11 protein-coding genes and 2 tRNA genes are annotated in these 13,405 nt (G+C 67.1%); 6 read left to right on the top strand and 7 right to left on the bottom strand.

The genetic code is table 11. The annotated features are described in order from the left end of the window. Positions 1–4 precede the first annotated feature (4 nt). From mutM to mutY, 3 genes are all read left to right on the top strand, one after another. Positions 5–832, top strand: a complete 828-nt coding sequence (mutM, locus tag AC5I49_RS15085; RefSeq protein ID WP_016445702.1) for a bifunctional DNA-formamidopyrimidine glycosylase/DNA-(apurinic or apyrimidinic site) lyase — start codon at positions 5–7, stop codon at positions 830–832. Positions 833–1,170: 338 nt separating this feature from the next. Then, positions 1,171–3,168 carry a dynamin family protein gene (locus AC5I49_RS15080; RefSeq protein ID WP_017405122.1) on the top strand — a complete coding sequence of 666 codons (1,998 nt, stop codon included), beginning with the start codon at positions 1,171–1,173 and terminating at the stop codon, positions 3,166–3,168. A gap of 4 nt (positions 3,169–3,172) precedes the next feature. Continuing rightward, the gene (mutY, locus tag AC5I49_RS15075) at positions 3,173–4,243 is read left to right on the top strand and encodes an A/G-specific adenine glycosylase (RefSeq protein ID WP_495789581.1); all 1,071 of its coding nucleotides are present in this window, start codon (positions 3,173–3,175) and stop codon (positions 4,241–4,243) included. Positions 4,244–4,265: 22 nt separating this feature from the next. On the opposite strand, the gene AC5I49_RS15070 is transcribed toward mutY, so the two are convergent. From AC5I49_RS15070 to AC5I49_RS15040, 7 genes are all read right to left on the bottom strand, one after another. Then, positions 4,266–4,526, bottom strand: a complete 261-nt coding sequence (locus AC5I49_RS15070; protein ID WP_495789580.1) for a hypothetical protein — start codon at positions 4,524–4,526, stop codon at positions 4,266–4,268. Next, a complete protein-coding gene (gene creD, locus AC5I49_RS15065; protein ID WP_495789579.1) occupies positions 4,523–5,956 on the bottom strand; it encodes a cell envelope integrity protein CreD in 1,434 nt (477 codons plus the stop codon). The genes AC5I49_RS15070 and creD overlap by 4 nt, the downstream gene beginning before the upstream one ends. A gap of 124 nt (positions 5,957–6,080) precedes the next feature. Beyond that, complete coding sequence (creC, locus tag AC5I49_RS15060; RefSeq protein WP_495789578.1) at positions 6,081–7,541, bottom strand: two-component system sensor histidine kinase CreC; 1,461 nt, start codon at positions 7,539–7,541, stop codon at positions 6,081–6,083. 16 nt (positions 7,542–7,557) lie between these two features. After that, on the bottom strand, positions 7,558–8,280 hold the full coding sequence (creB, locus tag AC5I49_RS15055) for a two-component system response regulator CreB (protein WP_082138027.1): 723 nt from the start codon (positions 8,278–8,280) through the stop codon (positions 7,558–7,560). 30 nt (positions 8,281–8,310) lie between these two features. Next, positions 8,311–9,213, bottom strand: a complete 903-nt coding sequence (gene rapZ / locus AC5I49_RS15050) for an RNase adapter RapZ (protein WP_016445709.1) — start codon at positions 9,211–9,213, stop codon at positions 8,311–8,313. A 4-nt stretch (positions 9,214–9,217) separates the two neighbouring features. After that, complete coding sequence (gene recN / locus AC5I49_RS15045) at positions 9,218–10,993, bottom strand: DNA repair protein RecN (protein WP_046986090.1); 1,776 nt, start codon at positions 10,991–10,993, stop codon at positions 9,218–9,220. Between the two features lie 2 nt (positions 10,994–10,995). Continuing rightward, positions 10,996–11,892, bottom strand: coding sequence for an NAD kinase (locus AC5I49_RS15040; protein WP_016451050.1), 897 nt, complete (start codon positions 11,890–11,892; stop codon positions 10,996–10,998). Between the two features lie 30 nt (positions 11,893–11,922). Between AC5I49_RS15040 and hrcA the strand changes: the two genes are divergently transcribed. The 3 genes from hrcA (at position 11,923) to AC5I49_RS15025 (ending at position 13,328) form a co-directional block, all read left to right on the top strand. Further along, on the top strand, positions 11,923–12,927 hold the full coding sequence (gene hrcA, locus AC5I49_RS15035) for a heat-inducible transcriptional repressor HrcA (RefSeq protein ID WP_016445711.1): 1,005 nt from the start codon (positions 11,923–11,925) through the stop codon (positions 12,925–12,927). A 67-nt stretch (positions 12,928–12,994) separates the two neighbouring features. Continuing rightward, positions 12,995–13,073: transfer RNA gene (locus AC5I49_RS15030), tRNA-Ile, on the top strand. Positions 13,074–13,251: 178 nt separating this feature from the next. Then, positions 13,252–13,328 (top strand) — tRNA-Arg (locus tag AC5I49_RS15025). The last annotated feature ends 77 nt before the right edge of the window (positions 13,329–13,405 follow it).

Here is a 13,405-nt window from a genome sequence, read left to right as displayed (position 1 = left end):
TCGCATGCCCGAATTGCCAGAAGTAGAAGTCACGCGGCGTGCGTTCGCCTCGCAGATCGCCGGAGCGCGCATTGAATCCGTGGCGCTGGGCAAGCCATTGCGCTGGCCTCTGGGCATTGCCCCCGAGCTTCTGACCGGGCGCGAGGTGCACAGCGTGCGCCGGCGCGGCAAGTACCTGCTGATGCAACTGAGCGAAGGCCTGCTCATGCTGCATCTGGGCATGTCGGGCAGCCTGCGTTTCGTGGCGCCGCACGAGTTGCCGCTGGGTCCGGCGGGCGCACATGACCATTTCGATCTGCACACCAGCAAGGGCCAGCTGCGCCTGCACGATCCGCGCCGGTTCGGTGCGGTGATGTATGTGCCGGCCGAGAACGATCCCTGGGCGCGCAGGCTGCTGGACCATCTGGGAATGGAGCCGCTGGATGACAGCTTCCTGTTCGAGACCTTCAAGGCCGGTCTGAAGGCCAGCCGTACGCCCATCAAGCAATTGCTGTTGAGCGGCAGCGTGGTGGTGGGCGTGGGCAATATCTATGCGTCCGAAGTGCTGTTCATGGCACGCATTGCGCCCACGCAGCCGGCCTGCGAGGTGGGGCCGCGCAAGGTGCGTCGGCTGTTCGAGGAGATTCGCCGCGTGCTGGAACTGGCGGTGGAGCAAGGGGGCACGACGCTGCGTGATTTCTCGGCGCCCGACGGTATGGCAGGCCACTTCCAGCTGCAGGCCAAGGTGTATGGCCGCGAGGGCCAGCCCTGCACGCATTGCGGCTCGCCCATACAGCTGCTGCGCCAGGGCCAGCGCAGCACCTACTTTTGCGCGCGGTGTCAGAAAGCGTGAGATGGCCTCAAAAAGAGGAGCGGATTCTCAACGTCTCGTAACGCTTGTGGAGGCCAATCTGCGCGAGATTCATATCGGGTCTGTGCGGGAGGCTCACATTTCTGAAAAATCACCCCTCAGCCGCGCTGGATTGATGGTGAAATATTGTTTCATTTGTAAATAAACGATGTTTTGCCCTGAATCCCCCCGTTCCAGGGGCCGGCCTTGGGGCGCAGCTGCGGGCAAAACGGGGCGACGGTGCTATATTTTGATGAGAAAAGGCATCACGCTTGCGGCGCAATGTCGAGGCGATCACTAAGCATCGGCAGGCATTGGCGATGCAATGGCGGGGGAAACACGTGGGACCATCATTCAACGAGCAATTCGACCAGCACGGCGCATGGCGCCGTGGCTTTGCGCAGCAATTGCATGCGCTGCGCGAATGGTTGCAGTCCCAGGAGCTGCTGGATGTCGCTGTGCAGGAGCGGCTGCAGCGGCTGGAAGCACAGGTGCGCGGCGACAAGGTCATGGTGGCCTTCGTGGCCGAGTTCTCCCGCGGCAAGTCCGAGCTGATCAACGCAGTCTTCTTCGCCCACTACGGCCGCCGCCTCATGCCGGCCAGCGCAGGTCGCACCACCATGTGCCCGGCCGAGCTGGGCTGGGAAGCCGAACTGCAGCCCAGTCTGCGCCTGCTGCCCATCGATACGCGCGAATCGCTGGAAAGCCTGGGCCAGTGGCGCGCCCGGCCCGAGGCCTGGCTGCAGCTGCCGCTGGATGTGAACAATGCCCAGCAGATTGCCGACACGCTGGCCAAGGTGGCCGAGGTGCGCAAGGTGTCGGTGGATCTGGCGCGAACCTGGGGCTTCTGGCATGACGATGACCAGGGCGGCAATCCCTTCGTGGATGAGCAGGGCCTGGTGGAGGTGCCCATGTGGCGCCACGCGCTGATCAACATGCCCCATCCCCTGCTCAAGCAGGGGCTGGTCATTCTGGATACGCCCGGCCTGAATGCCGTGGGTGCCGAGCCCGAGCTGACCGTCAACCTCATCCCCCAGGCCCATGCCGTGGTCTTCGTGCTGGCGGCCGATACCGGCGTGACCAAGTCCGACCTGGCCATCTGGCGCGACCATGTGCTGCCGCCCGATGCGGCGTCGGGCCAGCAGGCCCTGGCCGATTCGCGGCTGGTGGTGCTCAACAAGATAGATACGCTGTGGGATAGCCTCAGCTCCGCGACGCAGGTGCAGGCCCAACTGCAGCGCCAGCGCCAGGAATCGGCCCAGATGCTGGGCCTGCCTGTGGAGCGGGTGTTGCCCGTGTCGGCACAAAAGGGCCTGGTGGCCAAGGTCTCCGGCAACGAGGCGCTGCTGCAGGCCAGCGGGCTGCCCATGTTCGAGAACATGCTGGCCGAGGGCATCATGGGCCAGCGCCAGAAGGTGCTGCAGACGGCTGTCAGGGCCAATGTGCAGCAGTTGCAGGTCGAGGTGGAGCGCGTGCTCAATATCCGCCGCCGCGACCTGGACGACCAGATGGCCGAGCTGCGCAGCCTGCGCGGCAAGAACGCCAGCGTGATTGCCTCCATGCGCAACCGCATCGAGAGCGAGCAGCGCGATTTCGATGCCAGCGCCGCCAGGATCCAGGCCGTGCGCCTGGTGCACATGCGCATGCTGCGCGACATCTTCCGCCAGCTCGGTTCCAGCGCGCTCAAGCAGGAACTGGTCGATCTCAAGGAGGCGCTGGAGCAGCGCGGCCTGAAGCTGGGCGCGCGCAAGGTCTACGCGGAAACCTTCGAACGCCTGCGCACCGTGGCGACGCGGGCCCAGGCGCAGGCCGGCGAGATCCAGTCCATGCTGGGCGCGACCTTCAAGGAACTCAATGCCGAGTTCGGCTTCTCGCTGCAGGCTCCTGCGCAGCTGGAGCTGACCGAGTTCGGTGGCGACCTGCAGCGCATCGAGGCCAGCTACACCCAGTACCTGGGCCTGGGCCACGCGCTCAGGCGCAGCAATCCCGCGTTTGCCCAGCGGCTGATCAAGGCCCTTGCCATGCGTCTGCGCACGGTCTTCGAGTCTGCGGCCAACGACGTGGATATGTGGAGCAAGTCCGCCACGGCCCAGCTGGATGCCCAATTGAAAGAGCGCAAGCGCAGCTTTGCCCGCCGCATCGAAGCGGTGGACCGCATCCAGAATGCGGCTTCGGGCCTGGTCGAGCGCATTGCCGAAATCGAGGCCGCCGACGAACAGCTCACGGCCTTGCAGCTGCAGCTGGGACAGGCCACCATGGAACTGCTGCAACCCCTGTCGCCCACTCCCGCCTTCCCCGGCCTGGCAAAGGCTGCACAGGAAACTTCACTGACTGCTTGATATCTTGACCTTTCCCTCGATTGCCACGCCCGTCGTGCAGTGGCAGGCGTCGCATGGACGCAATCACCTGCCCTGGCAGCAGACGCGCGATCCCTACCGCGTCTGGCTCTCTGAAATCATGCTGCAGCAGACCCAGGTGAGCACCGTGCTGGGCTACTACCAGCGCTTCCTTGATGCCTTTCCCGATGTCGCCAGCCTCGCGGCCGCACCGCAGGATGCCGTGCTGGCGCTGTGGAGCGGCCTGGGCTACTACAGCCGTGCGCGCAACCTGCACCGCTGCGCCCAGGCCGTGGTCCAGGAGTGGGGGGGGGCCTTTCCACGCAGGGCCGAGGATCTGGCCACGCTGCCCGGCATAGGCCGGTCCACGGCGGGCGCCATCGCGTCCTTTTGCTTTTCCGAGCGCGTGCCCATCCTCGATGCCAATGTGCGGCGCGTGCTCACGCGCGTGCTGGCCTTCGATGCCGATCTGGCCCTGGCCAGGAACGAGCGCGAACTGTGGGACCTGGCCCAGCAGCTGTGCCCCACCGAGGACCTGCAGCAGGCCATGCCCCGCTATACCCAGGGCCTGATGGATCTGGGTGCCACCATCTGCACGCCGCGCAAGCCCAGCTGCCTGGTCTGTCCGCTGCAGCCGCAGTGCCGGGCGGCCCGCTTCGGCAATCCCGAAAACTACCCCGTGCGCACGCGCAAGCTCAAGCGCAGTTCCGAGGCCTGGTGGCTGCTGATCGCCGTGGACGGGCAAGGCCGCGTCTGGCTGGAGCGCCGCCCGCAGCAGGGCATCTGGGCGGGCCTTTATGCGCCTCCCGTGTTCAATGAACGCGAGGCGCTGGAGCAGGCCGCCGCACGGCACTGGCCCGCCGCACGATCCGCCGACTGGACCGAGCTGCCGGCTTTCCTGCATGTGCTCACCCACCGTGATTTGCATCTGCATCCGGTGCGCGTGTCTGTCCATGGCAGCGGCCCGGATGCTGCCATGGCAGACGGCCGGGGCTGCTGGGCCGATGCCAGGGCCTGGGCCGACATGGGCCTGCCGGCCCCGGTGCGCAAGCTGCTGGATGCGCAGTTTGCGGGCTGAAGCCCAAGGCCGCCGCGTCTTCCTAGAACGTGCGGCGCGGCAGGAGCAGGGCGCAGCGCAGCAGCATCCACGCCAGCCATTGTTCACGTGCGCCCGGCTTGCGCCGTGCGCGTGCGGCGGCCTCGGCAATGTGCAGACGCAGGCTGAACAGGGCCTGGCGGTCGCCCCTTTGCACCGCCTGGTGCCAGGCCTGCTCGCAGCGCTGGCGTTCCAGCGCCTGATCGAGCGGGCTGCGCATGCCGGGCACATCGGCCGTGCCAGGGGTGTCGGTGAGGACGTTCATGGCTGCAGCGCTCCCACGGTTGGGCGGGTGCCTGCGTCTGCATCGCCGCGGTCGCCATCCTGCCGGCCAAAGGCATACCAGTCCACATGCCGTGTGCAGACCATGATCAGGGCCAGCACGGCGAACAGCGCGATGGAGCCCACGATGAGCGCGCTTTGCTCCAGCTGCAGCAGCACATACAGCAGGCCGTAGAGCGAGGCGATTCCCGCAGCAAACGGCAGGCCGCGCTGCAGGCTGCCCAGGATGTGGCTGGCGTAGTAGGCCAGCAGCAGCACGCAGGCCGAGGCAGCAATGCCGTAGGCGCTGGCAAATCCCATGTGCTCCGACAGGCTGATCAGCAGCAGGAAGAAGCTGCACAGCGCCGATCCCACCAGCAGGTACTGGATGGGGTGCACGCGCAATTGCTTGAGCACCTCGAACAGGCCGACGGCCACAAAGGTCAGCACCACGAAGAGCAGGCCGTACTTGGTGGCCCGGTCGCTCAGCGAGTAGGCGTTGATGGGATCCACGAAGTCGGTGTCCAGCGACTCCAGGCAGGGGCCGCTGCTGGGCGCGTGCGCCGTGGCGGCGTATTCCTCCATGTCGCGGCGGCCTGGCTGGCACAGCGGCTGCTGGTCGGTGAAGGCCTGGCGCGCCGAAGAGGCCAGTGCCGAGAGATTCCAGCTGGCGTTGAATCCCTTGTCGCTGACTTCACGCCGGTTGGGCAGGAAGCTGCCGCCGAACGAGGGGTGGGGCCAATCGGCCGACAGCTGGACCTTGCTGTGGCTGCCCAGCGGCACGAAGGCCAGCTTTTCGGTGCCCACCAGTTCCAGGGCAATCTTCAGCTCAAGGGGCTCGTCCTTCTTGAGCAGGGCAGGCGCCAGCTCCGCCTGCAGGCCTTGCGAGTAGCGTTCCAGCGAGGTGCCGGGTCCCACGTCCAGGCTCTTGCCGCCGGCCTCGATGGTGGCCGAGCGTATACCGCGCGGATCGGTCAGCGACAGCGCCACGCGCAGTGCGCCGCAGCGCACGGCCTGGTTGGCTGCCGCTTCGAGGGACGGCTTTTCCAGGTACTGCGCGGCATGGGTGAAGCTGGCGCTGATGCTGTCCTGCATGGCGTAGGTGCTGACCTGGTGCAGGCCGCGCGAGCGCTCTTCCATGCGTGCCGTTGCCTCATGGCGCAGTTGGTCGGGCAGCAGCATGCGCTGGAACTGGCGCGTGGTCCATTCCGTCTTGCTGCCCTTTTCTATGCCGGTGGTCTCGGTGCAGTTTTGCACCAGCACCGGTCCCATCAGCGTCTGGCGTCCGGCCAGGCTGGCGACCACGCCCTGCACGGCGTTGTCGCGGTTGCGTATGCGGTCGCGCACCACGTCATGTACCAGGCCCAGGCCCAGCATCAAAAGGCCCAGCATGACCAGCAGGGCCACGCCTTTGGCAAGCAGTCGGTTCTTCATTCCACATCCCGTTCGTTGATCGTGGACGCAGTCTGGGCGGGGGCTGTGTGGCCGGAATGAAGTCTGTGAAGTGAAGGTGAAGTCGGGTTCGCGCCTCCAAATCCGAGTGAACAGGCCCTGGCGGTCAGGGTGCCCGCAGTGGCCAGTTCAGCGTGACACGCAGCCCGGGCTGGGCGTTGGTGGCCTGCATGCTGCCGCCGTGCAGCAGCATGATGCGCAGCACGATGGACAGGCCCAGTCCCGTGCCGCTGCGCTCCCCGTTGGGGCGGGGGGTGGTGAAAAAGCGTTCGCCCAGCCGGCCGAGTAGCGCCTCGGGCACACCGGGGCCGTGGTCGCGCACGCTGACGCGGCCGGGCTCCAGGTCCACGTGGATGCTGCTGCCTTCGGGGGCGAAGTCGATGGCGTTGCTCAGCAGGTTGCTGAGGGCCAGCACCACCAGGTCCTGCTCCCAGGGGCCGCTGCTGTCCTGGCCGTGCAGCACTAGCCGGATGCGGCGCTGGTGCGCTGCGCTGTGCACTTGCGCCATGGCCTGTTCGGCACAGGCCTGCAGGCTGCAGGCCGTGTGCGCGTGCAGGGCGCGGCGCTGCTCCAGCTGGCTCAGGCGCAGCAACTGGTCCACGAGGTTCTGCAGGCGCTGGCACTGGTCCACCACCTGGCGCGCGAACAGCTCGCGGTCGGCGGCGGGCAGGTCTTCCTGCAGCAGCTCGCCTGCGCCACGGATGGCGGCCACGGGGCTCTTGAGTTCGTGCGTGAGGGCGCGCACATAGCCCTCGATGTAGTCGCGCCCCTCCAGGCGGCTGCGCATGTTCTCCATGGCACGGGCCAGTTCGCCCAGCTCGCCGGGCATGCGTGGCGCCTCGGGCATGGGCGGGGCGGTGGTGGGGGAGGCGGCCTCGTTGAGCGTGGGCGCCTGTACCTGCTGGGCATAGCTGCGCAGGCGCCGCACATGGATGACCAGCCACCAGGTCACGGCAAAGCCCACGCCGGCCGACAGCAGCAGGAACAGCAGGCCGCCGCGCAGCATCTTGCTTTCCGCGCTGTCAACGATCTTCTGCACCGAGTGCGCGGGCTTGGAGGCCGTGAGCACGCCCGCAATGCGGCCTTCCACCATGATGGGTGCCGACACATACATGACGCTGCTGGCCTCGTCGTTCTGCACCTCGCGCGTGGTGCGTGCGCCGTATTCGCCGCGCAGCGTGCGGTACACGTCGCGCCAGCGCGAGTAGTCGGCGCCCTGGTCCAGGCCGGCCGAGTCGAGCAGCACCAGGCCTTGCTGGTCGGTGATGGTGACGCGCATGTCCAGGCTGGTCTTGCGCGTGTCCCAGATCCAGACCTTGACGGTCTGGTTGGCATAGGCCTGCATGTGGTGCGCGAAGCGGCTGTCCGCGGGGCTTTGCTGCAGCACGCCGCTGGCCATGTCGTCGCTGGCCAGCGCGGCCAGGGCGTAGGCGGTTTCGACCAGCGTGTCCTCGGTCACCTTGCGCACGCTGGGCTTGACCTCGACCATGAAGACGCGCAGCACGAAGAATGCGGCCAGGCCGTTGATGACGAAAAAGGCGAAGAACAGCCGCAGTCCGAGGCGCATGGCGTGCGGCGGCGCGTCAGCCCGGCAGCGTCAGGCTGTAGCCCATGCCGCGGTGGGTGGTGATGAAGTCCTGCTGCGGCACCTGGGCACGCAGCTTGGCGCGCAGGGTCTTGACGTGGGTGTCCACGGTGCGGTCCGTGCTGTCGCTGTCCTGGCCCCAGATGCTGTCGAGCAGGAACTCGCGGCTCAGGATGCGTCCGGGGCGCTCCAGCAGGCAGCGCAGCAGCTGGTACTCGCGCCGCGTCAGCTCCAGGGGCACGCCCTGCATGCGCACGCGCTGGCCTTGCGTATCGATGCTGAACAGGGCATCTGCCGGCGGCGCTGTGCTGGATGTGGGCGCGGGCTGCAGGCGCTGCGCACGGCGCAGCAGGGCGCGGGTGCGGGCCACCAGCTCGCGCGGGCTGAAGGGCTTGGTCAGGTAGTCGTCGGCGCCCAGCTCCAGGCCCAGCACGCGGTCCATTTCCTCGCCGCGTGCGCTGAGCACCAGCAGCGGCACGGCGGCGCCGGCCTGGCGCAGTTCGCGGCACCAGTCCAGGCCGTTGCCATCGGGCAGGCCCACGTCCAGCAGCAGGGCATCGGGCGGCTGCGCCTGCCATTGCGCGCGTGCATCGGCCAGCTGCAGGCAGTGGCGCACGGCGATGCCGTCACGCTCCAGCGCATAGCAGACGGTGCGCGCGATGGCGGGATCGTCCTCCACCAGCAACACGCGCGGGGCGTTCGTCATCGGCATGCCTTGCATCGCAGTACTCCGGGAGCGGACCCTGGCGCTTCAGATGTCGTGCGCAAGCAGGTCGGCAGGCTTGGGGGTGGGCCGGCTGTCCAGCGAGCGGTGCCGGCACAGCGTGGGCCAGCGCGGGGCGAAGTGCCGCGCCAGTTCCTCGACCAGGAAGACCGAGCGGTGCTGGCCCCCCGTGCAGCCGATGGCCACGGTGACATAGCTGCGGTGGTTGCTGGCCATCATGTCCAGCCAGGACTCCAGGAACTGCTGGATGTCTCGGCGCATCTGGTCCACGCCGGGCTGCTGGCGCAGGAACTCGGCCACGGGCGCGTCCATGCCGGTCAGCGGGCGCAGCTGGGGTTCGTAGTGCGGGTTGGGCAGCATGCGCACATCGAACACATAGTCGGAATCCGAGGGCAGGCCGTGCTTGAAGCCGAAGGACTGGAAGACCAGCGTCATCTGGCCCACCGGGGCCGCAATCAGCTCCTTGATATAGCTTTGCAGCTGGGACGAGCGCAGGTGGCTGGTGTCGATGACATGCGATTTCTCGCGCAATTCGCCCAGCAGTTCGCGCTCGGTTTCTATGTCCTGCACCAGGGCGCGGCGGCCCTCGGCGACAGGCCCTTGCGACAGAGGATGGCGGCGCCGCGTTTCGGAGAAGCGCCGCACCAGGGTGCCCGTGGTGGCGTCCAGAAAGACCAGGTGGGGCACGACACCCTGGCGCTGCAGCCGCTCCAGCTGCCCGGGCAGGTGGGGCAATCCCCCGGCGCTGCGCGCATCCATGGCGATGGCCACCTTGTTGCTGTGGCGGCCGTGCTCCAGTTCGACGAAGGCGGACAGTAGCTCGGGAGGCAGGTTGTCCACGCAGTAGTAGCCGGCATCCTCCAGCGCATGCAGGGCGACGGATTTGCCCGATCCGGACATCCCGGTGATCAGCACGATCTCAAGCGACATGGCATCAGCCTCCATTGGTGTTGCGCGCGCCGTTGGCCGCACGGCCCGGCTTGGGCCGGGTACGCTGCGCGTCGGCCTGCGGCCGCTGCCGGCCGGGCCTGCGCGGCGCCGGGCGGGGCGGGGGTGCCTGGCGCGCCATGGCCAGCATTTCGCGGGCATGGGCCATCGTGGTTTCGGACTGGCGCTCGCCGCCCAGCATGCGGGCCAGCTCTGCCTCGCGCGCGGTGCTGTCCAGCGGCTGCACGGTGCTGAGCGTGCCCTGCCTTGCGCGCTGCTTGGCCACCAGATAGTGGTGGTCGGCACAGGCCGCGACCTGCGGCAGATGGGTGACGGACAGCACCTGGCGCGATCGGCCCAGCGCATGCATGAGGCGGCCCACGGTCTCGGCGACGGCGCCGCCCACGCCCGAGTCCACCTCGTCGAAGATCAGCGTGCCGGCCTCGCCCAGCTCGCTGGTGGTCACGGCAATGGCCAGCGAAATGCGCGACAGCTCGCCGCCCGACGCCACCTTGGCAATCGGCTTGGGGCTGGCTCCAGGATGGCCGGCGACCAGGAAGGCCACGCTGTCCACGCCAAAGGCACCGGGAGAATCGGCTGTGGACAGGGCGGCCTCGAACAGGCCGCCTTCCATGCCCAGGCCCTGCATGGCCTGGGTGATGGCGCGCGACAGGCGCGGCGCAGCCAGGGCGCGTTGCTGCGACAGCACCCGGGCGCTGGCCTGGTAGTGCTGCTGCGCGGATTGCTCTGCAGCGTGCAGGGCCTCTATGTCCACGGCGGCATCCAGCTGCTGCAGCTCCTGGCGCCAGCCGGCCAGCAGTGCCGGCAGCTCATCGGGCGTGCGGCGGTAGCGGCGCGCCAGCTGCATCCACAGCGACAGGCGTGCATCCAGCTCGGCCAGGCGTTCGGGGTCCAGGTCGGCGCGGCGCAGATAGGCCTGCAGCGAATGGCGCGCATCCTGCACCTGGGCCGTGCACGAGGCCAGCACGTCGGCGATGTTCTGGAACTCGGGCTCCAGGTGTTCCTGGTTCTGTATCAGATGGCTGGCGCGGCCCAGCGGAGTGATCACGCCGGCCTCGTCGTCCTCCAGCATCTGCAGCGTGGTCTGGGCGGTGTCTATCAGGGTCTGGGCATGCGACAGGCGCGTGTGCTGGGCATTGAGCTCGTCCCACTCGTCGGCCTGCGGGGCCAGCTTGTCGAGTTCGGTGATCTGCCACTGCAGCCGTTCGCGTTCGCGCTGCAGGCTGTCCTGGGCGGATTGCGCATGCTGCAGGGCTTGTCGTGCCTGGCTCCAGCGGCTCCAGCAGGCCTGGACCTCGCGGCTGTCTATGCCCGCATAGGCGTCCAGCAGCGCGCGTGCTGCGTCGGGCCGCGTGAGGCTTTGCCAGGCATGCTGGCCGTGGATGTCGATCAGCTGCTCGCCCAGTGCGCGCAGCTGCGTGGCCGTGGCCGGTGTGCCGTTGATCCAGGCGCGGCTGCGGCCCTGGGTGTCCACTGTGCGCCGCAGCAGCAGGCTGTTGTCCTCGCAGGCCAGGCCTGCCGCCTCCAGCCAGGGGCGCAGCCGCGCGCAGCCGTCGAACTCCACGCAGATATCGGCCTGGGGGCAGCCTTCGCGCACCACGTCGGCGTCGGCGCGGGCGCCCAGGGCCAGCTGCAATGCATCGATCAGGATGGATTTGCCGGCGCCGGTCTCGCCCGTCAGCACGGTGAAGCCCGCATGCCAGTCCAGATCCAGGGCCTGCACGATCACGAAGTCGCGCAGCACGATGCGCTTGAGCGCCATGGTCAGGCGCCTCCCTCGTTCCAGCCCAGTTTCTTGCGCAGCGTGGCGAAGTAGTTCCAGCCCTTGGGGTGCAGAAAGCGCACGCTGTGGTGGGCGCGGCTCACGAGGATGCGGTCGCCGTGCTGCAGCGAGGCCAGCGACTGCATGTCGAAATTGGCGCTGACATCGCGCCCGGCCACGACTTCGATCGTGACCTCGTTGGCATCGGACAGCACGATGGGGCGATTGGACAGGTTGTGCGGCGCAATGGGTGCCATCACCCAGGCGGGGATGGACGGATGCATCATCGGCCCGCCGGCGGACAGCGCATAGGCCGTGGAGCCCGTGGGCGTGGCCACGATCAGGCCGTCGGCGCGCTGGTTGGAGACAAAGCGGCCGCCGACCTCGATGCGCAACTCCACCATGCCGGAGGTGCCGCCGCGGTTGACCACCACGTCGTTCATGGCCAGGGCCTCGAACACGCATTCGCCCTCGCGGATCACGCGGGCGCACATCAGGGGACGCAGGTCCTCTTCGTACTCGCCCTGCAGCATGGGGGTGAGCGTGGCCTCGAAGTCCTCCAGCGCGATGTCGGTGACAAAGCCCAGGCGGCCCTGGTTCACCCCGATCAGGGGCGTTCCGTATTGCGCCAGGTGCCGGCTCACGCCGAGCATGGTGCCGTCGCCGCCGACGACCAGGCCCAGGTCGCAATGCCTGCCCAGGCCATCGACATCGAGGGTGGGGTAGTCTGTGAGCCCTGCGTGCAGGGCCGATTGGGTATCAAGCACGACTTCGCAGCCCTGGCGCCTGAGGAAGTCCGCAATGCGCTCGAGCGCGTTGCTGGCATTCTCGGACGGGGCGCTTGCGCTGGGAGCGTGGTACTTCCCGATCAAGGCAACGTGGCGAAACGTGGACGTCATTTCTGGAAATTACATCATTAAAATCATCACATGCTCGACGAACGTGCCAAGTTGTTGCTCAAAGCGCTGATCGAGCGTTACATCGCTGACGGCCAGCCTGTGGGCTCGCGGACCCTGTCGCGTGCGTCGGGGCTTGAATTGTCGCCTGCCACGATACGCAATGTGATGGCTGACCTCGAAGACCTGGGGTTGATCATCAGTCCGCACACCTCGGCCGGCCGCATTCCGACCGCCCGGGGCTACCGGCTGTTCGTGGACACCATGCTCACGGCGGACCGTGCAGATATCGTGACGCCCGAGCTCGTGCCCGAGCAGCCGCAGAAAGTCATCGCCAACGCCGCCAACCTGCTGTCCAGCCTTTCCCAGTTCGTGGGCGTGGTGCTGGTGCCGCGCCGCACCTCGGTGTTCAAGCACATCGAATTCGTGCGACTGTCGGAGCGGCGCTTTCTGGTCATCATCGTCTCGCCCGACGGTGACGTGCAAAACCGCGTCATCTTCACCGACGTGGATTACTCGGCCTCTCAGCTGATCGAGGCATCGAACTTTCTCAACAGCCACTACGCAGGCCTGGCCATGGAAGAGGTGCGCGAGCGCCTCAAGGGCGAGGTCGAGCTTTTGCGCGGCGAGGTGGCCACCCTCATGCAGGCAGCCGTCAACGTGGGCACGGAGGCCATGACCAGTGCCCAGGAGGACGTGGTCATCGCGGGCGAGCGCAACCTGCTGTCGGTCAGCGATTTCTCCAGCGACATGGGCAATCTGCGCCGCGCCTTCGACCTGTTCGAGCAAAAGACCCAGATCCTCAGGCTGCTGGATTTCTCCAGCCAGGCTGAAGGTGTGCGCATCTACATCGGGGGCGAAAGCCAGGTCGTGCCCTTCGAGGAGCTGTCCGTGGTCAGCGCGCCCTACGAGCTCGACGGCAAGGTGGTGGGCACGCTGGGCGTGATCGGCCCCACCCGCATGCACTACGACCGCATGATCCAGATCGTGGACATCACCTCCAAGCTGGTCAGCAACGCGCTGAGCCACAAGCGCTGAGCCGCGCAGGTTAGGATCTACAATAGCCGTTTGCCATGGCGTGCATCCGCGCTGCCTTGGTGAATCAGGGGCCTTAGCTCATGCTTGGTTAGAGCAGCGGACTCATAATCCGTTGGTGCCCAGTTCGACTCTGGGAGGCCCTACCATCCATTGGTATGAAAAAGCCTGCCGCCTTTCCGGGCGGCAGGCTTTTTTGCTGGGAGCGACGCTGCCGGCTGGCATGGCTGCGCCCGGCTGCCGTTGAATGCGACTTCCAGGTTTTTTGCAGAAATATGGCGCTTTTGCCTGGAAGCTCCAAAACCCGCTGCTACAATGCGAAGCGTTGCGGCTGTAGCTCAGCTGGATAGAGTACTTGGCTACGAACCAAGGGGTCGTGGGTTCGATTCCTGCCAGCCGCACCAAAAAACGCAAAGCCCTGAAGTTGAAAGACTTCAGGGCTTTTTCGTTTTCACGGGCCATCCGCTGGGATCCGCTGGGA

Source organism: Delftia sp., assembly GCF_059499305.1.
The sequence above is the reverse complement of the archived record's forward strand: the minus strand, read 5'-3'. Positions and strand labels throughout refer to the sequence as shown.